Origin of the sequence: Shewanella decolorationis (assembly GCF_004354305.1) — a bacterium.
In the GTDB taxonomy this organism is placed as follows: domain Bacteria; phylum Pseudomonadota; class Gammaproteobacteria; order Enterobacterales; family Shewanellaceae; genus Shewanella; species Shewanella decolorationis.
On sequence record NZ_CP037898.1, the window covers coordinates 604,687 to 625,073 of the forward strand.

Below are 20,387 nucleotides of genomic sequence, written 5' to 3' on the forward strand. Positions count from 1 at the left end.
ATGCTGCTCTATATTCACGGATTCAACAGTTCACCTTTCTCCGATAAAGCGGTGATGACGGCGCAATATATGGCCGAGCATCACCCTTCCTTAGTATTCCATCAACCGCAATTACCCAACACTCCTAAGGCCGCCATTGCCTTGTTGCAAAGTTATGTTGAGGAAGCTTCACAAGCGGGCGAGCCTCTGAGCTATATCGGCTCATCCTTAGGGGGATATTTTGCGAGCTATTTAGCAGAGCAATATGGTGGCCGCGCTGTATTGGTGAATCCAGCGGTAAAACCCTTTGAACTGTTTGATGAATTTATGGGGCCGCAATTTAACCCTTATACCGAAGAGCATTATCAGGTATTGCCAGAACATAAGCTGGAAGTGGCTGAATTTAATACGGCTGTTATCCGCAATCCCGATCGTTTTTTGGTACTATTGCAAACGGGCGATGAAGTACTCGATTATCGAGAAGCACTGCATAAGTATCATCATTGCCAATTACGGATTGAATCCGGTGGTGATCACAGTTTTGTAGGTTATGAGCGATATCTGCAAACTGTAAGCCAATTTTTACACTTACCTTGACAAATAGTCATCCAGAGCCGCAACATGGCCGGATATAACAACTTATAGCGTACACTATGACGAATCAATACACCTCTGACGCCATTGAAGTTCTTAACGGACTCGACCCAGTTAAACGCCGTCCAGGTATGTATACCGATACCACCCGACCTAACCACTTAGGCCAAGAGGTCATAGATAACAGTGTGGACGAGGCCTTAGCGGGTCACGCCACTAAAATCGAAGTTGTGCTCCATACCGATAATTCCCTTGAAGTCACCGACGATGGTCGTGGAATGCCAGTCGATATTCACCCTGAAGAAGGCATTCCCGGGGTCGAACTGATCCTCACTAAATTGCATGCTGGCGGTAAATTTTCGAATAAGAATTACCAGTTCTCCGGTGGTTTGCACGGTGTGGGGATTTCGGTGGTTAACGCTCTGTCTCGCCGCGTCGAAGTGACGGTGCGTCGAGATGGACAAGTGTATGATATCGCTTTTGAAAATGGCTTTAAGGTTGAAGAGTTAAAAGTCACTGGTACTTGCGGTCGTCGCAATACTGGTACCCGAGTACATTTCTGGCCCGACGCTAGCTATTTTGATTCGGCGAATTTCTCCAACTCCAAACTCATCTATTTACTGCGTGCCAAGGCCGTGTTGTGTCCAGGCCTTAGGATCAAGTTTACCAATAAGCAAACTAATGAAGTCCATGAGTGGTACTACGAGAGTGGACTAACCGATTATCTTAAAACTGCGGTTGGCGATAATTTAATGTTGCCAGAAGAGCCCTTTATCGGCAGCTTTAAAGGCCAAATTGAAGCCGCGGATTGGGCTATTACTTGGCTGCCTGAAGGTGGCGATGCGATTAACGAAAGTTATGTTAACTTGATCCCTACGCCGTTAGGTGGAACCCACGTGAACGGTTTCCGCCAAGGTTTGCTGGAGTCGATGCGCGAGTTCTGTGAGTTTCGCAATCTTATCCCCCGCGGCATCAAACTGTCGCCTGAGGATATTTGGGACCGCGCGGCTTTCATTCTCTCGGTGAAGATGCAAGATCCGCAATTTGCAGGCCAAACTAAAGAGAAACTCTCGAGCCGTCAAAGCTCAGCCTTTGTCTCAGGGATTGTGCGTGATGCGTTTTCGTTGTGGCTTAACTCGAATACTGAATTGGCCGAGTCGCTGGCGGAAATGTGTATTAATAACGCCCAGCGCCGCTTAAAAGCTGCGAAAAAAGTGGCCCGTAAAAAAGTCACCTCGGGCCCGGCATTACCGGGTAAATTGACAGACTGTAGCGGCCAAGATCCGATGCGCGGCGAACTTTTCCTCGTGGAAGGGGACTCTGCGGGCGGCAGTGCCAAGCAGGCGCGCGACCGTGAGTTTCAGGCCATTATGCCGCTGCGTGGTAAAATCCTAAACACTTGGGAGGTAGATGCTTCGCAGGTGTTGGCTTCGCAGGAAGTGCATGATATCTCGGTGGCGATTGGTTGCGACCCTGATAGCAACGATATCTCCGAACTAAGATATGGCAAGATTTGTATTCTCGCAGACGCGGACTCTGACGGGCTACATATTGCAACTTTACTCTGCGCTTTGTTTTTGAAACATTACCGAGTGCTGGTCGAACAGGGGCATGTCTATATCGCTATGCCACCGCTGTTCCGTATCGATATTGGTAAAGACGTATACTACGCCTTAGATGAGGCTGAAAAAGAAGGTATTCTCGACCGTATTAGTGCTGAAAATAAAAAGGGTAAGGTTCAAGTTACACGCTTTAAAGGTTTGGGTGAGATGAACCCGCTGCAATTGCGTGAAACGACCATGGATCCGAACACCCGTCGTTTAGTACAGTTAACTATTGATGATGTTGAAGAAACGGACTCTTTAATGGATATGTTGCTCGCTAAGAAACGCTCTCCCGATCGTAAAACTTGGCTCGAGGATAAGGGTGACATGGCGGTACTTTAATGTTGTGCACTATTGCCGATAACAATAAAACTTAGGCATAAAGAAAATTACCATGTTGTATATAAAAACAAATAATTATAAGTGTTTAAAGGTGTTCTCTGCCTATTGGACCCTACTGGCGAGCTTGGCTTTGTTAACGAGTCAGGCTGCAATAGCGGGGTCTCAGTCGATCATGATTACCGTCTCTAAAGGCTTTGGTTTATCTCTTTATGCTTCCGATCTAGGGGATGCTAAGCAGATTGCAATGGGCTCAAATGGCACCTTATTTGTCGGTTCCAATAAGAGTGGCACAGTGCATGCTCTGGTTGATAGCAATCAAGATGGACGCGTTGATAAACGCTATATCATTGCCAAAGGACTGGAGTCTCCCGATGCGATTGCCTTCCATAATGGCGATCTTTTTGTTGCAACCGAAAACCGTATCGTACGTTTTATTGATATCGAGCAGCGTTTGCGTCGGCCGAGTCGCCCTAAGGAGATCTATAGCGATCTGCCTGAGTCTGATAAGAAAAGCGCCCGTGCGATGAATTTTGGCCCCGATGGTAGGTTATATGTTTCTATCGGTGCACCTTGCAATGTGTGTGAGGCGAGCGCGCCCTATAGCAGTATTATTGCAATCAATGTCGATACTGGAGCAAGTGAGCAGATTGCACTTGGTATTCGTGATGCAACAGGATTTGATTGGTCCCCGAAAGATGGCAAGCTCTGGTTTGCCGACCAAGGCCGCGATTGGATGGGCGATAACCTTCCGCCTGATGAAATTAACCGTGTCGATGTAGTCGGTAGCCATTATGGATTTCCTTATTTGCATGCATCGTCTGTGGTCGAGCCTGCTTACGAAAAACCGAAGAATTTGAAGATAGCCATCCCTGTCTATGAGTTGCCTGCCCATGTTGCCCCTACGGGGCTGGCGTTTTATCGCGGCAAACAATTCCCTGAGATGTACCATAACCAATTGTTTGTTGCTGAAAATGGTTCGTGGAACCGTTCAAGTAAAGTCGGTTATCAGATAGTTATGTTGAAACTCGAGAATGATCAGGTAGTAAGCCGTGAAACCATCGTCAGCTTTCTCGATGGCGAGTTTCCCGTTGCCCGTCCCTATGCCTTGTTATCTGGTGAGGATGGGGCAATGTACATCTCAGATGATTTAAAAGGTAACCTGTATCGGCTGTTCTATAGGGATGGCGATAATACTGAAGAACCACAGGAATTAGAACAAAATGAGTGACGCGATCAAGTTAAGCTTAGACGGTGTAGAGCAAATGCCCCTGCGGCGCTTTACCGAAGAAGCTTATCTGAATTATTCCATGTACGTCATCATGGACCGAGCCTTGCCCCATATTGGTGATGGGCTTAAGCCAGTACAACGGCGGATTATTTATGCCATGAGTGAGCTTGGGTTATCAGCTCAATCCAAGCATAAAAAATCAGCCCGTACTGTCGGTGACGTGTTAGGTAAGTACCATCCCCATGGCGATAGCGCCTGTTATGAGGCTATGGTACTGATGGCGCAACCATTTTCATACCGCTACCCATTGGTAGATGGTCAAGGTAACTGGGGGGCACCGGACGATCCTAAGTCCTTCGCGGCGATGCGTTATACCGAGGCGCGTCTGTCTAAGTTCTCTGAAGTCTTATTGTCTGAGCTAGGGCAAGGAACGGTCGAGTGGGGCGCTAACTTCGATGGCACATTAAAAGAACCTAAAGTGCTGCCTGCACGTTTACCGCATATTTTACTCAATGGCATCACGGGTATTGCAGTGGGCATGGCGACGGATATTCCGCCCCATAACGCCAGAGAGTTAGTCAATGCCTGTGTGGCGCTGCTGGATGATCCTAAACTCGAACTTGAGCAGTTGATGAGCTATGTGCCAGGGCCGGATTATCCGACCGAGGCTGAAATCATCACGCCAGCTGCCGACATCGCCAAAGTCTATGAAACGGGCCGTGGCTCCCTAAAAGCTCGCGCTGTGTATAGTGTAGAAGCGGGTGAGATAGTGATCACTGCTCTGCCACACCAAGCCAGTAGCGGCAAAATTTTAGAGCAGATCGCGGCGCAGATGCAGGCGAAAAAGCTACCTATGGTAGCGGACTTACGTGATGAGTCCGACCATGAAAACCCGGTGCGACTGGTGGTGGTGCCGCGCTCAAACCGCGTCGATTGTGACCAGCTCATGGCACACTTGTTTGCGACTACCGATCTTGAGAAAAGCTTTAGGGTAAACCTCAACGTGCTTGGCCTTGATGGTCGTCCACGGGTGAAGGGCCTTAAAGACTTATTAACTGAATGGCTCGAGTTCCGTGTCGATACCGTAAGACGTCGCCTCGAGTATCGTCTCGATAAAGTACTGGCACGGTTACATATCCTCGAAGCCTTGATGATCGCCTTCCTCAATATCGATGAAGTGATTGAAATCATTCGCTTCCACGATGAACCGAAGGCCGAGTTAATGGCGCGCTTTAACCTGACTGATAGGCAAGCCGAAGCTATCCTCGAGTTAAAATTACGTCATTTAGCCAAGCTTGAAGAGTTTAAAATCAAGGCTGAACAGGATGAGCTTGAGGCTGAGCGCGAGAAACTAGAGCAATTATTAGGCTCAGATCGCCGCTTAAAAACCTTGATCAAGAAGGAACTCATTCAAGATGGTGAAACCTATGGCGATGAGCGCCGCTCGCCGATTGTTGAGCGCCATGAATCCCGGGCCTTAACCGAGCAGGAGCTAACACCGAGCGAGCCTGTGACCGTAGTGTTATCTGAAAAAGGCTGGGTGCGTTGTGCTAAGGGCCATGATATCGATGCCGAGTCTTTATCCTATAAAGCAGGCGATCAATATCTGTGCAGTGCGATGGGGCGCAGTAATCAGGCGGCGGTGTTTATCGACTCATCGGGTCGTGCATTTGCCACCGATAGCCATAGTCTGCCATCGGCGAGGAGCCAAGGTGAGCCTATCACCACGCGCTTTAATATGGCGCCTGGCGAAACCATGCAACATGTGATTTTAGGTGAAGATGAACAGTGTTTCCTACTCGCCACCGATGCGGGTTATGGTTTTATCTGTACTTTCAATGATATGGTTTCACGCAATAAGGCGGGTAAAGCCCTGTTAAGCCTACCGACGAATGCCAAATCTCTACCGCCTAAACCGATTGATCGTAATCGGGAGATGTCTATTCTTGCTATCACCAATGAAGGCCGTATGTTGCTGTTTTCATTGGAAGCATTGCCACAGCTGTCTAAGGGTAAAGGCAATAAAATTATCGGTATTCCAAGCGAGCGTGCTAAGAATCGTGAAGAGCTGATGACCCATTTGCAGCTAGTCCCAGCGGATACGTCTGTGACTCTTTGGGCTGGCAAGCGGAAATTGACGTTAAAACCAAGCGATTTAGAGCATTACCGTGGTGAACGTGGCCGCCGCGGCGCCAAACTACCGCGCGGGCTACAGCGTGTTGATAGTGTGGAATTAGGTGAAGGTGCCGAGATTCTGCCTAGCATTTAAAGGTAATTTGAGCTTGCGTAAGATCTAGTTGCAACAAGTTAATCAAAGCCACTTAAGTGTCCCTTGAGTGGCTTTTTTATGACTTCTGTTATGAGCTAAAGAAGCACTTGTCTCAAATACAAGGCATAAAAAAACCTACCGCAAGCGGTAGGTTTTTATTAGTTAATATCCGAAAGGATATTAGAAGTCGTAACGTACACCTACAGAGAATACGTTGTCGTCTTGTAAGTCTACTTTGTTACCCGCTACGACATGGTCACCACGGTACATTGCGTATTGGCCATATACCATAGTTGATTTAGAGAAGCGGTAATCAGCACCGACGTTGAAGTTTTGCACGCTGATATCAGTACCAGTTGCGCCACCTTTGTTTACGTTTTTGTAGTAGTTACCGAAACCTGCTTCATCTGAACCGTATTCAGCTTTCAGGTTAACACCGTTTAAGGTGTAAACTACGTTTACAAAGTAGGTATTACCATCTTTAGCGCTATTCACAACATCTTCAGATTGTTGGAATAAACCGCCCACTTTGAAGTCACCAAATTTAACTTGAGCAACACCACGGTATGCATCAACACCAGCGATACCTTTGTTGTAAGCTACAGCGACATAGTAGTTTTGATCTTTAAATTTGCTATCACCCAGAGTCGCGCTCAGAGCGTATAAGCTTTCGTTAGTTTTTGCTGTAGTGTCGTTATCGTCGAACAGATAAGTTGCGTTTAACGTCACTAAGTTAGCGATTTTTGGAGAGTAGTACCAAACACCGTCTGCGCTACGGGTTTGAGCGCTAACTAGACGGTCGATATCCGCGTTAGTGTTACCAAATACGTCTACCGCGCCTTCAGCTTGTTTGAATACTGTGTCGTTACGACCTACTAATACAGTACCTGCATTAGTTTTTAAACCTAAGAAAGTGTTACGAGCTTTGAAAACATCACCAGAACCTGAAGTGTTTTCAACTTGGAACTCCATTTGATAAACAACATCATAACCGTCAGCGATCTTTTCAGAACCTTTAACACCTAACAGAGAGAAGTTGTTTTCTAAATAGGTACCAGCATTGTTTTCATCAGCATAGTTTGCTGTGTCAACACCATTTGTTCCAGATTGTAGAGTTGCACCTGTTTCAGTATTAGTAAGTGCAAGCTCTAAACGACCGTAGAAGCTTGGGCCTTCGGCTAGCGCGCCGAATGAAGCCAGTGCCAGTACTGATGCAACTGATGCAGAGATGAATGTCTTTTTCATGTTTTGTGCTCCCTCGAACCTAAGTTCTTATCCATTTTTCATGGTTTTTGTGTGGTTTAACACATTTGTTACAGAAATCAGTAACAAAGTTGCCGCCGATTCTTACAGTTTTACGACTCACAGGCTGTGTTGCAGATCATGTTTTTGGCTCTCCTTGTCCGTATTCGGGGTTTTTTAGGAATTTTCCCTATAGCTTGATCGTAAATCGGCGTGAAAGTGGTAAAACTGTCTTTTTCACTTACCACTAAAGAGGTATGTGAGGCGCCATGGCATAAGCGAGCCGGCGGGGGTAACTGTAGCATATACTAATGTTGTCGCAAGTTTGTCATAAATAGGCTGATTGATGCTATTTGGTACTCAGTACGATAATAAATTCGAGTAAAGAGGTATTTTTTATCAAATCTATATGGTTGTTTGATTTAGTTATCTTTTAAAAATCAATATGTAATATCAAAATTGTTTGAGCGTCATTTATATCTTGTTTTACCCTAGCTAGCATAAGCTTGCTAATGAAGCGAGTAGGGTTACCCTAGACCATAGTATTAGGGCGTGTTGACGTTTCGAGATTAGATTTTGCTCTTTCTGGCAAGCACGTGCTCGCGGAACGAGGAATGATGTGTTGTTATTCTATTCAAATGACGAGCGGCTCCTATGACAGAAAGTCAGAGCAAGGGCTTGCCAGACGAACCCTTCGGGCAGCATTTGGCAGGCTTTACTGCTGCGTTATCGTCTGTTTATGTAGAATAACGACACTGCACGGACATTGCCTTGCATAAAAGCTAGCTAAACTGCTGCAAAAATAACCCTGAAACGTCAACACGCCCTAGTGTATGTAGACGTTTTTTGTCTAGTTTAGATAAGCCTGACTGCTATAGGCATTGACAGCCATAACGGGAAGCAATGCCTCGTTATTTGGCCCGGTTAAGGGCAAGCGGCTTTATGAGGGGAAAGAGCAAGGGATTGTTAGTCATACCCGTTAGCCCACATTTAACGGGTGCTTTGCTGAGTAATCATTAGCAAGGCAAAATAATCTACATTATTGGCTGTGTCTTCGTTATCGTTCTGTTCTAGCCCGCTTGAGTACCGCACATAACCCAAATTATGGGGGTACTTGTTTATGTGCTTAAGATCTAGGCTATATCTGTCGTGCCTTTCAATTGATTAAATCTGTTGTGCTTTCAATAAGAGATTTTATTCATTCGTGCGAGCTTGTATTGGCATAATGAACTATGGATGGTGGTTACGTTATTATAATTAAATGGATTGATGGCGAGGTGGTGCTTTTTTAACTCTCTTGGCTGACTTTGGCGAGATAGCTTTGCCTATATGAATAAATACAACTTTGCAGGGGCTGTTCGGTGAGCCCGGTTGCAGCGGCTAACTTGTTGTGACAGTTGTTGTGACTTAGTGTCAGCTTAAATCGACAAAACAATAGTGCGGCAGCACACCTTGAATGCTGGGCATAGAGCGAGTTTGATTTCGATTTTGGGGTTAAATCGTTTAGAATCCACGGCGAATTTTTATTGCATTATGCTGCGCAGGATAGTGATTCCATCCATGCGGATGTATTTAGCTAGATATAAGGTAAGTATTAATGACTGAAGCCTATCAAAATCGCTTTGGTGGCATTGGCCGCCTATACGGGCAAAAGGCGCTCGCTAAATTTGCCGCCTCCCATGTGGTGGTGATTGGCATCGGTGGCGTTGGTACTTGGGCGGCGGAGGCCTTGGCGCGCAGTGGTATTGGCCAAATTACCCTGATTGATTTGGATGATATCTGTGTAACCAACACGAACCGTCAAATTCATGCTCTGACAGCGACGATCGGCGAATCTAAAGTGGCTGTGATGGCGCAGCGGATCCGCGCAATTAATCCCGATTGCCAAGTGAATGAAGTGGAAGACTTTATTACTGTCGATAACCTCGGTGAGTATTTGCTCGGAGCAAAGGCTGGGGGTAATATTGATTATGTGGTTGATTGTATTGATGCGGTTAAGCAAAAAGCTGCTTTGATTGCTTGGTGTAAACGCCAAAAAATTAAGATAGTGACGGTTGGTGGTGCGGGCGGTCAAACCGATCCTACGCAAATTCAGCTCACCGATCTGGCAAAAACCTATCAAGATCCTTTGCTGGCCAAAGTGCGTAATATTTTGCGCCGCGAATATAACTTCTCAAAAAATGTGCAGCGTCGTTTTGCGGTAGATGCAGTGTTTTCCAGCGAACAATTAGTTTACCCTCAGACCGATGGTTCCGTGTGTAGCAGTAAGGCTGGCGCTGATGGCTCGATGCGTATGGATTGTGCGTCTGGCTTTGGGGCTGTGACTATGGTGACGGGCACTTTTGGATTTGTGGCCGCAAGTCGTGTGCTCGCAAGACTGGCGCAACTCGCAAACGAATAAATAAACTAAAACGCGTGTGAGATCTTACGTTTATTTCAACCTTTTATAGCAACTCAAGTGGTCATTTCTTGCTGTGTACTTAACTTGGGGCCACTGCATTGTGCTAGTGGGATGCGAATATCAAATTGTGCTCCCCCAAGCAGGGAGTCTGCTTTGTAGCTCATCGTTCCCTTTAGCAAAGTGGCCGCATTAAAAGCGGCGGATAACCCTAATCCGGTGCCACCTTTACTTCTGTTGGTGGTAAAAAATGGCTCAAACATATGTTCAGCAACTTCAGGTGGTATAGTAATGCCATTGTTTTGAATGCTTATATTCACAAAATCTTGCTCAATAGATGCCTTAATTTGTACCTGATTGTTGTCTCTATCTTGGAATGCATGGGTAAAGGCGTTTGATAAAATATTGCTGACAATTTGGTTCAGCAGACTGACATTAGTTTGGATATTTAATGTTGGATCGACAAGCAATTGAGTTTGTGCTTGAACCTTAGGATGCATAATCAAACTAGACTCTAAAATCTCCTTTAACTGGCTTTGTAAATTGATACATTGATGCTCTTCATGGCTGCGATCAATGGCGATCGTCTTGAATTTTTGGATAAGACTGCTTGCTTTGGTGATATTGCGTACGATTAACTCACAGCTTTGTTGATACTCATCCAAAATCGCATTAATTTCATCCAGCGTAGCCTGCTCACTGTGAATAAGTTCGATGAGTTCTTCTATATGACTCAACTGAGCGCTAGCTGCCGTCAAGCAAATACCTATCGGAGTGTTAATTTCATGGGCGACACCCGAGACTAAGCCACCCAAAGCTGCCATCTTTTCCTGCTCGACTAATACCTGCTGTGCCCGTTTCAACGCTGCTAAGGATTGTTCTAATTCCTGTGTTCTTTCTTTAACTTGCCTTGCAAGCTCTTCTTTATAACTGCGTTCAAGTTTGAGTAAGCGTTCTCTATCTTCTAACGCTGTTTGCAATTCTGCTTTGGAGTTTTTTAATGCCTCGAATGAGCTACGAAGCTGGCCCTGCATACTGTTAATAGCATCGGCCACTTGTTTAAACTCATCGATTTTCTCTTTACGTTCAAATTGGAGAGGTTCAAAGTCAGTATCTAAGTTGATACGTTTGCAGTAATTACTGAGTTTATCCAGATGCTTAGTGATGTTGTACCAAACTAGAAACAGAATAAATCCAGCGACTAAGAATGTTTTTATGCCATTGGAAAGCAAAATGAGGATCGCTTTATCAAAAAGACGTTGGTAAATCGCATCCATATCTACTTGAACCTCAAGGGTTCCGACATTGATGTTATCGGTTGGCGATTTATAAATCAGGGGGAAAATCTTTTTTAGGGTGTGGGTTTGCTTTTCGTTACCAGAGTTCCAAGACTGCCCGCTATCATCTTTTATAGAAATGTAATTGATATCAGGTAGTTGAATTAAACCATTCAACTGAGTATTAATAAGTCTTTCATCGATCACCCAAATACTTGCCGCTAACACATCTAGATTGGCTTTTTCGATATTGGAGAAAACGCGATCAATCCGGCTGACATCTCCTCGGTAATCACTAATAAGTTGATAAGCGGAAGTCATTAACGTGATTAAGGAGCTGAATAGCACAATAGACAAGGTGAGATGCCGACCTATCGGGCTTTTAATAAATTGGCTAAAGAATGTCAGCATCTTAAATAAACTTTATCTGATAGCGAGTTGGATGCTTATAAGCATAGACTCAAGCACAAGAAATTGTGCATTTTATCCCTCTGAAATATCCCTCTACACACTAACAATGTAGTGGCATTAAACTTGCTTGGTGTCGGCAACAGTTCAATTTTTTGTCGCAGGGATAACATTATGATTAAACTCAAACTGGATTCTGTGAAGTTGTTTAGTCCTAAAAAGATGATGTTTAGGGTTATGTTATGGTTAATGGTGAGTTGTGCCGTTTTATTGGCGATTCCATCAAATATCCTTAGCCTATTAGCGTTAGATAAGTTTGTCCCTGAGCATGCTCATTTTGTTGGCTTAGGGCTAATCATTTCAATTGCTTATTTTTTAACTCAATTATTGAACTTGGGTTTGGATGAGTCGATTCGTCATCTTAGTGATAAGCGAATGATAGAAACCATTGAGGCTAAGGTTAACTTGCTTGACCGAGCCGAGCGCGCATTATTGCGGGAGTTTTTTTTACAGGGCGCCACTATTCTGACATTGCCGCAAAATGAACCCGCAGTTAAAAGCTTACTCAATGCCTGCATCCTCGAATGTTTAGGTAATGAACGTCATTATGCGATCCAAGGCCCAACAGCAGACTATAAGATTTCCATGAAAGCACGCATGTATTTAAATCGTGGTGTATTACGTTTGCCAGCGGGTGAACCGAGTCAAGAAGAGATGCAACACTTAATCAAAGCACGTCCGCAGTTTCTAAATGGTTTAGTACAAAATCGTAAACATGCCGCTTAATGCAGGTTGTGTGCTAAAGCAGAAATCACAGGCACAAAAAATGGGGGTTATTACAACCCCCATAACAACGTGCAATTTCTACAATGAACAGAATAACAATTTGGAAGCAAAAACTACTATTGTTGCGCGGACTTCACGATGAACATCCAGGTGATATAAGAAATTATCCCTATAGTGCTAAAGATAACGATCATTGAAAGTAAACCTATTGGGTTACCGAACATTAAATCTAACCAAAATGCCATGATTGAAATCCTCTTTCCTGTGAAGTCCCCTCTACACTAGCGCCCTTAGCGTTAACAAATACTGATCCTGATCAATAAAAAATCGACACCTACAAACAATATTGTAACTACAGGTTAACCGTGTGATCTGCTTCAAATTTGGCGAATGGCAAAATTTTGCCAAACTCAATCTTTCGGACTTTGTTTCTTGTCTCATTAGGGACTAGTCTTAAGAGTGTTAAAGAAAAAATTCATTAAATGACACTAAGTTCTGACAGTTATCTAAATTTGTCTAACCTTTGACTGATGTTTTACCGCATTTTTGAAGGAGCCAAAAATGGCTAGCACCACTGTTAAGAGGGGCACTATGGGATACGGTATTATTTTCGCTCCCATGGTTTTACTTTTATATCCCCTCTATTGTTTGCTTAGTAGCGCGCATTGGGTTGCAACCTTATGTTTAATCGCACTTGCCCTTATTTTATTTTTTAACATTAACAAACTTATCCGTAATTTAAGGCACCTCGAGCGTGCCGCTCATCACTTAGGTGACGGTGATTTGAGCTATCAGCTTGATGAGAAAGATGCGGGCGTGTTCCACACTGTCGTACACAGCATCAATCGCATGGGCGAAGATGTAAGTCGTACTATTTTATCTCTAGTTGATACCAGCGAATGGATGAAGAAGGTCGCCACCGACATAAAGACGATTAGTGAGCAGGCAAAACAAGGCGTGTTAGAGCAAGAGCGCCAAACCGAGCTTGCGGCAACGGCAATGACCCAGATGGTTTCAACCGTACAAGAAGTTTCACATAATGCTGCTAACACCGCACAAGCTGCTGATATTGCTCAGACTTCAGCTAAACATGGTGATGAAGTAATGGGTACTATAGTCAATAAAATCAGCGATATGACGTCGCAAATTCACCAAACAAAAGCAGTGATTGAACACCTTGCCGCCGATACGAATAGCATTAGCAGCATTATTGAGACTATCTCGCAAGTGGCCGAACAAACCAATTTACTGGCACTCAATGCGGCGATTGAGAGTGCCAGAGCGGGTGAGCATGGTCGAGGATTTGCGGTTGTGGCTGATGAAGTGCGAAATTTAGCAAAACGCACCTCTGAGGCGACTGCTGAAATTCAACAGCAAATAACGACATTGCAAAAAGGCGCCCAACAGAGTGTCGAAGTCATGTTAAAAAATGTCACCATCGCCGATGAGACTGCCTTAATGGTTGAGCAAGCACATAAATCTCTAGGTGAAATCGTGACTCATGTCGAGAGCATTACGGATATGTCTCACCAAATTGCTGCCGCCTCGGAAGAGCAGCATGCCGTGGCGGAGGAAATCAACAAAAATATCAGTGTGATGGCCGAACTTGCGTTGAAGAATGCTCAACATACAAATCAAACTAACTTGTCCAGTCTCAAAGTTTATAATATGTCACAGGAGATCGGTTCACTGTTACATCGTTTCCACGTAGACAAACAGCTATTTACCTCTAATCAAGCCCAAAGCCAGCTATTTGTAAAATGGGGACCTGAACTTGATATCGGTATGCCTGAAATTAACCGCCAACATCAACGTTTAGTTTCTTTAGTCAACGAATTGCACCGAACCCTAAGTGAGGCCTATGGACTCGAGGCGATTAAGCGTATCGTTCAAGGACTAGTGGATTACACTGCCAACCATTTTTCCTATGAAGAAGAACTGTTTGCACGCTTTGGTTATCCTCAAACAGCTGGACATAAAGAAAAGCATGCTCAACTTGTTGGTCAGGTGCTGGATTTCCAGAAGCGGGTAGCGAGAGGTGAAGATGTTGCCGATGAACTTATGGCATTTTTAAAATCCTGGTTAGTTAACCATATACAAAAAAGTGACAGGGAATACGCGCAATTTTTACTTTCCCACGGAGCTGAGTAGAATCAGGCGTGATAAATGTATTCTTATCGAGCTATGTAGGGCTGTAACCCTATATAAGACTGATTTTTGAGCGGTTAAAACTAATTTGCCACCCAGCCTTTCAAAAGGGCTTGCCATTGTCAAAGGCAAAGGTATAATTCCCAGCACTTAGAGCCAGCTACTTGTTTTTGTTAGCTCTAAATCTTGATGCCAGAGTGGTGAAATCGGTAGACACAGCGGATTCAAAATCCGCCGCCCTTAAAAGCGTGACGGTTCGAGTCCGTCCTCTGGTACCATCCCTATTAAAGGGACTAAAACCGACCTAGAGTCGGTTTTTTTGTACCTAAAATTCAGTATTCAGTAAAACGCTGCCTAGTGAATTGCTAGAGAAAGGCCTCACACTGGTGACAAACGTGCGTAAGAATGTGAAAGCAAAAGTGACGTAGTTGTGGGATAGAGCGATGCTGTCGAGACGTTTTATCATAGAAACTATCAACGACCAGTTAAAAAATATCTCACAGATAGAAGACTCCAGACACCGCAGCGTACATGGCTTTATGCTCATAATGATTGAGTAACTTATCGCCTATCAATTGAAAGACAATAAGCCACAACTGAACATTACTAACGCGGAGTTTAATGCTATTGCAGTTATGGTCCGTTAAACCGATCTCAGTTTTATTAATACCAAACATTTCAATTTTTGTTAGATTCATATCACGGTTTAGCCACGACTCGATCATGTGTGATTGGGGAATAGAGCCCCAATGCACTAAACTTTCATTAATAATAACCGCTGGTGAACTTACCTCTTTATAGTCCATAACAACTTCTGGATTTGACTTCAAAATCAAATAAATACTGACCTTGTGCTCCTCTTGTGCTCCTCTTGTGCTCCTTTGTCGCTGAGTGTAGTCTAGAAATAGTGCACCCATAGCTGCGTTAGTTGATAAAGTGTACTACTCATCTAAAAAGTACGGGAGGAACTATGAAGGGTCATGGTAAATGCTTGTGTGGTTCAGTCGTTTTAGAGGTTGAGTATTCCAGTAACGAGATAGCGGCATGCCACTGTAATATGTGTCGCAATTGGGCTGGTGGTCCAATGCTATCAATCGACTGCGCTGATTCTGTAAAAATATCTGATGAAAAAAGTGTCACAAGGTATTCATCATCAGATTGGGCGGAAAGGGGTTTTTGTACAAAATGTGGGACACATTTGTTTTACTACCTTAAGCCTGCTAATCAGTACCATCTTCCTATTGGTTTGCTAAAAACTGATAACGATTTTAAGTTTACCCACCAAATATTCATTGATGAAAAGCCTGAATATTATGCATTCAGTAACCAAACACACAATATGACTGGTGCCGAAGTTTTTGCGCATTTTCAAGATGAAGGCTAAACAGATAATCGGGTTGCAGGGGACCTTCCAAAATCCCACATCACCACACATGTTGTTCCGTTCAAGGGATATTTAGAACCGCTACTGTTTATTATTGTTAGGATGGTTAACTGCGTCCATTCTTTAATATTGCTCTAGTCAACTTCCGGCTATGCTTGGGGTCAGCTTTAAAAAGTAGGTTGGTATGCTGGCCTTCGCAAAAGTTAGATTAGTGTTGAGGATGCTCACTGTTCTCATGGCTGTTACCCTTGTGCGGCGAGCATTTTTCTGTGTGGACCGAATCATTCGCAATTATAAGCTTGTGGGCATCAGTAAAAATAACGATAAGTTTTGAGATTTTTACTGATGCCCAGGGAATGTTCAGGTTTTTAAATCAGCACTCGTTGATATTGCCTGGTTTGCCTTATGCGAGGATGCCATTGCCTGTTAGCTCTTTTTGCTCATGAAAACAGTTGCTTCATTGCGGTTAGAAGATTACTAAAAAATTGGAGTCCTAGTGGATGGCAAATCAGATTTGTTTAGCAAAAGCTGAAGAAACTATCGTATCGGACGAAAATGGGATTCGATACATACGCAGGTATCCATTCTGGATTCGCCTTTTCCTGCTTCCTTGGTTCCTGTTATGTGTTCCGTTCATTCACCTTTATTTGGAACACGTGCGATTAGTCGACTGGGCGAGTCCTCCGGTCTTTGGAACGATGTTCGCGACTTTGGGCTTTTTGGTCGTTCCGCTTAGTTTTTCTGGTATGGTATTATGGTTCGCGTTATTTGGTGATGCTGTCGATTTGGCGCTAAATGCAAGAACCAGCGAGGTAATTCTCCTTCGGAGGTCTCCGTTTCGCAACAGGTTGACCTGCTACCCTCTTTCCAATTTGCAGATATACAAAATCGAACTAGAAGCTAACACTGCTTACGATTCAGCAATTGTTACGATGAGAATGCCGGATGGTGTAAAAGTAAAGATTAGGTCCTTCTATCGAGACGAAGAAGCGCTTTCTTTGGTTCAACATGTCGAAAAACTTATTACAAATGCCTCTAAGGTGTCATTCTGTCAACCGCAACATTGATGAATTACACGTCGACACCAATTTAGGACCGTAGGTTGGTTGGGTCCTTGCATCGAATTCAGACTACCTTTTCAACTCAGTGGGACTCAGCAATATCCATTTGCGTCATAGTTACGCCTTTAATTTGAGCATAAATGTCTTTTCCCGGAGTCAGTTGTAACTCGTCACAAGCCCATGGGGTGATGTTGGCCCACAATTCGTCTTTACCTAGGGCAATTTTAAGTTGAATTTGCTCGCCATTATCGCTGGGGTAGAGCTCTTTTATTTTTCCTTGTAGTAAGTTACGGATACTCGAGCCTTTAGGTTCCTCAGTGCAAACCGAAACATGGTTCGCTTGAATGCGCACCTTTAACTGTTTATGGGTGGGCGGCAGTTGGCCGCTGACCCAGAGCTGATTGCCATCATCCATCAACAGTCTAGTCATTGGATAATCGGGATGTCTGTCGGCGATTCTGGCGCTCAGCAGTGAACTTAATTCCTGCAATGGCACCCAGGGGCGCATTTGTTCACTATTCCATACCTGTGTTAGTGGTCCTTGGGCGATCATTTTTCCTTGATGCAACACCAGCATATGGTCGGCGAGTTGCAGGATTTCATCCAAGCTGTGGCTGACATAGACGATCGGCAGCTTCAATTCCTGCGCTAGGGTTTGTAGATAAGGCAGCAATTCGCGTTTTCGAGGTAAATCGAGGGAGGCTAAGGGCTCATCCATCAATAACATCTGCGGCGAGGTGAGCAGGGCTCGGCCAATAGCGACCCGTTGTTTTTCACCGCCAGAGAGCGTGTTGGGATAGCGGCTTAAGAGTTTTTCTATGCCCAGTAGCGAGACCACTTTGTCGAACAATTCAGGTGCTTTATGGCGCATCCCATAAGTGAGATTACCTTTCACACTGTAATGGGGGAATAACCTCGCTTCTTGAAAGACATAGCCAATCTGGCGTTTTTCAGGGGGCAGATTAACGGTTTTATGTTTAAACAATAGTGTGTCGCCAAGGCTAATCTCGCCTTTATCCGGTGTGGTTAAGCCGCCAAGTAAATTCACTAAGGAGGTTTTGCCCGCTCCCGAGCGGCCGAATACGGCGGTGACGCCCTGTAACGGCAATTGAGTGTTCACCTTAAGTTGCAGTTGGCCGAGCTGTTTTTCAATATTGATGTTTAACATACACTTGCCGTTCTTTTGAGGGCCTTTTTAGTGAGCCATTGGGAGGCGAGTAAGGAGGCCAGCGCTATCACTATCGAGATGATACATAGGCGCATCGCCTGATATTCCGCCCCCGGTGTTTCGATAAAGGAATACATGGCCAGCGGAATGGTGCGAGTTTCGCCGGGAATATTGGAGACGAAGGTGATGGTCGAGCCAAATTCCCCAAGGCTGCGGGCAAAGGCGATGATCATTCCCGACACTATTCCGGGCGAGGTGAGCGGCAATGTGATGGTCAAAAATACTCGCCAGCGACTACTTCCTAAGGTGCGCGCCGCCTGTTCGAGGCGAATATCGACGGTTTCGAAGGATTGACGTATGGCTCTGACCATCAAAGGAAAGGAGACCACTGCGGCGGCGAGCGCCGCGCCGCGCCAGCTAAAGCTAAAACTTACGCCAAACCAGTTATAGAGCCATTGTCCGATTACACCCTGGCGCCCCATGCTGATGAGCAGTAGGTAACCCACCACCACTGGCGGCAACACCAACGGGAGATGCAAGAGACTGTCGAAGATAGCCTTACCGTGGAACTCTACGCGTGCCAGCAACCAAGCGCATAAAATGCCTAAGGGTAAGCTGGCCAGTACGGCAACCGCTGAGACTTTGAGGCTCAGCAGCAGCGCGGCGGTTTCGTATTCGCTGAGTAGTGGTCCCTCAAACAGCGAACCACTTACTAAAATATCACTCAGCACTAGTTCACTCCAAAGCCATATTTTTCAAATACTGCTTTTGCACTTGAGCTTTGAAGGTATTGATTAAAGTCTTTAGCGCTGGCGGTGGATTCCTGCTTAGTCAAGGCGCTGGGATATTCAATCGGGCTATAGCTAGTGGCGGGGAAGGTTGCCACAATTTTAATCTTTTGCGCTACTTTGGCATCGGTCGAGTACACGATACCGAGCGGGGCTTCGCCCTGTTCTACCAATGCTAAAGCGGCGCGCACATTGTTTGCTCTCGCTAGGAGTGGCTCGGCGGTTTTCCAAAGATTCAGGTTTTCAAGTGCTTGCTTGGCGTATTGTCCGGCTGGGACATGGTCAGGGTCACCTACCGCTAAACGGCTGCCGTTGACCGCGGCCTTAATATCCCAATCACTGTTTAGGGTGACTTGGTCCACAGGGCTATTTTTTTCGGCAATCAACACTAAGGTATTTTTTAACAGGGTAATACGGCTATCGGCATTCACCGCCTTGGCATCGACAAGGTAATCCATCCATTTTTGGTTTGCGGAGATAAACAGATCGGCAGGCGCACCATTAGCGATTTGTTTGGCGAGTGTTGAGGAGGAGGCATAGGAGAAAATCACTTTCGTTTGATGTTCTTTCTCATACAGCTGGCCAATCTCATTCAGCGCATTCGTGAGGGATGCGGCAGCAAAAACAGTCACTTGCTCTTTGTCTGCGGCAAAGGTGACACTGCAACTGAGGGCTAAGCCAACGACTGAGGCTGTGGTAAAGCGTAAAAAGTGTTTGAGCGAGCTCATGGTGTTCCTCCGTGATAAAAAGTGATCGTTATATACCAATCTATATATCGATCATTCAAGCCCCGATGTGTAAATTAGTGATCTCTGCTCGATTTATCTGCCAAAACAGCAATACCTTGGTGGATATTTCCGACTGTGCGTATTGGTATCTCAAGATTGATCAGGGAGAATAACATTCACTTAAGTTTAGGCGCGCAGGAACATGGACTTACACGCACTACTGACACTGTCATTGGGGGACAAACCCTTCGCCAATCCTCGGCGGATAGCTTTGCTGCGCCAAGTGGCCAATACTGGGTCTATCAGCCAAGGCGCTAAGTTGGCGGGGATCAGCTATAAGGCCGCATGGGATGCGATAAACGAGATGAATTCCACTATGCCCGAGCCTGTCGTCAGTAGCGAAAAGGGCGGTAAGGGCGGTGGCGGCGCCAAACTGACCGAGTTTGGTGAGCGTTTACTTAAGGTGTATTCCATCACCTCGCAGGTGCAAGAAATGGCGCTGTCGGCGCTGCTGGATGATTCAGTCGATATGCACAGTTTGTTAGATGTGATGGCACATTTCTCCCTTAAAACTAGCGCCCGCAACCAGTTAACCGCTCGTATCCATAGCATTGAACCGCTCGGCTTGAATGACAGCCTGAAAGTGACGTTGGCGGGAGGGCAGCAGATCCAAATCTCAGTGACCCATGCGAGTTTTGAGCGTCTGCAGTTAGCGCTTAATCAATCGATTTTATTGTTGTTTAAGGCGCCCGCAGTGACGGCTAGTCGTGAGGCCTGCCAGAGCGCGGGGCAAAATTGCGTTAGTGGGCACTTACTGAGTGTGACTGAACTGGCCGATAAGGCTGAGTTAGCGATAGAAATTGGCGGTAAAGATATTATCTATTCGGTGATGCCATTGGCCGATATTCAAACGCTCAAAGTAGGCGAGCCCTGTTTTGCCTGTTTTGATGCCACACAAGTGATTGTTGCCAGTATGAATTAAG

General features: G+C 45.2%; 16 protein-coding genes, 1 tRNA gene and 1 pseudogene. 12 read left to right on the forward strand and 6 right to left on the reverse strand.

Features of this window, described 5'->3' with window-relative positions:
* The 4 genes from EYR25_RS02690 to parC are packed head-to-tail and all read left to right on the forward strand — an operon-like array spanning window position 1 to window position 6,016.
* Complete coding sequence (locus EYR25_RS02690; RefSeq protein ID WP_133178462.1) at window positions 1–576, forward strand: YqiA/YcfP family alpha/beta fold hydrolase; 576 nt, start codon at window positions 1–3, stop codon at window positions 574–576.
* Between the two features lie 56 nt (window positions 577–632).
* On the forward strand, window positions 633–2,519 hold the full coding sequence (gene parE, locus EYR25_RS02695; RefSeq protein ID WP_023268545.1) for a DNA topoisomerase IV subunit B: 1,887 nt from the start codon (window positions 633–635) through the stop codon (window positions 2,517–2,519).
* A 52-nt stretch (window positions 2,520–2,571) separates the two neighbouring features.
* Window positions 2,572–3,747 (forward strand): PQQ-dependent sugar dehydrogenase, encoded by a 1,176-nt coding sequence (locus EYR25_RS02700; protein WP_023268544.1) that lies wholly within the window; start codon window positions 2,572–2,574, stop codon window positions 3,745–3,747.
* Window positions 3,740–6,016, forward strand: coding sequence for a DNA topoisomerase IV subunit A (gene parC, locus EYR25_RS02705; RefSeq protein WP_133178463.1), 2,277 nt, complete (start codon window positions 3,740–3,742; stop codon window positions 6,014–6,016). Before EYR25_RS02700 ends, parC begins: the two co-directional genes overlap by 8 nt.
* A 180-nt stretch (window positions 6,017–6,196) precedes the next feature.
* Here parC and EYR25_RS02710 read toward each other — a convergent pair whose 3' ends face one another.
* Window positions 6,197–7,261 carry a porin gene (locus EYR25_RS02710; RefSeq protein ID WP_023268542.1) on the reverse strand — a complete coding sequence of 355 codons (1,065 nt, stop codon included), beginning with the start codon at window positions 7,259–7,261 and terminating at the stop codon, window positions 6,197–6,199.
* 1,594 nt (window positions 7,262–8,855) lie between these two features.
* Between EYR25_RS02710 and tcdA the strand changes: the two genes are divergently transcribed.
* Window positions 8,856–9,659 carry a tRNA cyclic N6-threonylcarbamoyladenosine(37) synthase TcdA gene (gene tcdA / locus EYR25_RS02720; RefSeq protein WP_133178464.1) on the forward strand — a complete coding sequence of 268 codons (804 nt, stop codon included), beginning with the start codon at window positions 8,856–8,858 and terminating at the stop codon, window positions 9,657–9,659.
* Window positions 9,660–9,712: 53 nt separating this feature from the next.
* On the opposite strand, the gene EYR25_RS02725 is transcribed toward tcdA, so the two are convergent.
* Window positions 9,713–11,344 (reverse strand): ATP-binding protein, encoded by a 1,632-nt coding sequence (locus tag EYR25_RS02725; protein WP_133178465.1) that lies wholly within the window; start codon window positions 11,342–11,344, stop codon window positions 9,713–9,715.
* Window positions 11,345–11,515: 171 nt separating this feature from the next.
* On the opposite strand from EYR25_RS02725, the gene EYR25_RS02730 reads away from it, so the two are divergent.
* On the forward strand, window positions 11,516–12,127 hold the full coding sequence (locus EYR25_RS02730) for a superinfection exclusion B family protein (protein WP_023268539.1): 612 nt from the start codon (window positions 11,516–11,518) through the stop codon (window positions 12,125–12,127).
* Between the two features lie 116 nt (window positions 12,128–12,243).
* On the opposite strand, the gene EYR25_RS02735 is transcribed toward EYR25_RS02730, so the two are convergent.
* Window positions 12,244–12,372, reverse strand: a complete 129-nt coding sequence (locus tag EYR25_RS02735) for a DUF3149 domain-containing protein (RefSeq protein ID WP_039978678.1) — start codon at window positions 12,370–12,372, stop codon at window positions 12,244–12,246.
* A gap of 316 nt (window positions 12,373–12,688) precedes the next feature.
* On the opposite strand from EYR25_RS02735, the gene EYR25_RS02740 reads away from it, so the two are divergent.
* The 5 genes and pseudogenes from EYR25_RS02740 to EYR25_RS02760 all read left to right on the forward strand — a co-directional run bounded on the left by EYR25_RS02740 (window position 12,689) and on the right by EYR25_RS02760 (window position 16,726).
* Window positions 12,689–14,278: a bacteriohemerythrin gene (locus EYR25_RS02740; protein WP_133178466.1), complete on the forward strand. Its 1,590-nt coding sequence runs from the start codon at window positions 12,689–12,691 to the stop codon at window positions 14,276–14,278.
* Between the two features lie 188 nt (window positions 14,279–14,466).
* A tRNA-Leu gene (locus EYR25_RS02745) sits at window positions 14,467–14,553 on the forward strand.
* Window positions 14,554–14,616: 63 nt separating this feature from the next.
* A pseudogene (locus tag EYR25_RS02750) lies at window positions 14,617–14,922 on the forward strand (transposase); the annotation flags it as partial.
* A 323-nt stretch (window positions 14,923–15,245) separates the two neighbouring features.
* Window positions 15,246–15,659, forward strand: a complete 414-nt coding sequence (locus EYR25_RS02755; protein WP_039978673.1) for a GFA family protein — start codon at window positions 15,246–15,248, stop codon at window positions 15,657–15,659.
* A gap of 500 nt (window positions 15,660–16,159) precedes the next feature.
* On the forward strand, window positions 16,160–16,726 hold the full coding sequence (locus EYR25_RS02760) for a hypothetical protein (RefSeq protein WP_023268535.1): 567 nt from the start codon (window positions 16,160–16,162) through the stop codon (window positions 16,724–16,726).
* A 76-nt stretch (window positions 16,727–16,802) separates the two neighbouring features.
* On the opposite strand, the gene modC is transcribed toward EYR25_RS02760, so the two are convergent.
* The 3 genes from modC to modA are packed head-to-tail and all read right to left on the reverse strand — an operon-like array spanning window position 16,803 to window position 19,404.
* Entirely contained in the window at window positions 16,803–17,888 is a 1,086-nt protein-coding gene (gene modC, locus EYR25_RS02765) for a molybdenum ABC transporter ATP-binding protein ModC (RefSeq protein WP_133178467.1), read from the reverse strand.
* Window positions 17,882–18,619 carry a molybdate ABC transporter permease subunit gene (modB, locus tag EYR25_RS02770; RefSeq protein WP_133178468.1) on the reverse strand — a complete coding sequence of 246 codons (738 nt, stop codon included), beginning with the start codon at window positions 18,617–18,619 and terminating at the stop codon, window positions 17,882–17,884. The genes modC and modB overlap by 7 nt, the downstream gene beginning before the upstream one ends.
* On the reverse strand, window positions 18,619–19,404 hold the full coding sequence (gene modA / locus EYR25_RS02775; RefSeq protein ID WP_047539380.1) for a molybdate ABC transporter substrate-binding protein: 786 nt from the start codon (window positions 19,402–19,404) through the stop codon (window positions 18,619–18,621). Before modA ends, modB begins: the two co-directional genes overlap by 1 nt.
* A gap of 202 nt (window positions 19,405–19,606) precedes the next feature.
* On the opposite strand from modA, the gene EYR25_RS02780 reads away from it, so the two are divergent.
* Window positions 19,607–20,386 (forward strand): TOBE domain-containing protein, encoded by a 780-nt coding sequence (locus EYR25_RS02780; RefSeq protein ID WP_133178469.1) that lies wholly within the window; start codon window positions 19,607–19,609, stop codon window positions 20,384–20,386.
* Window position 20,387 lies beyond the last annotated feature (1 nt).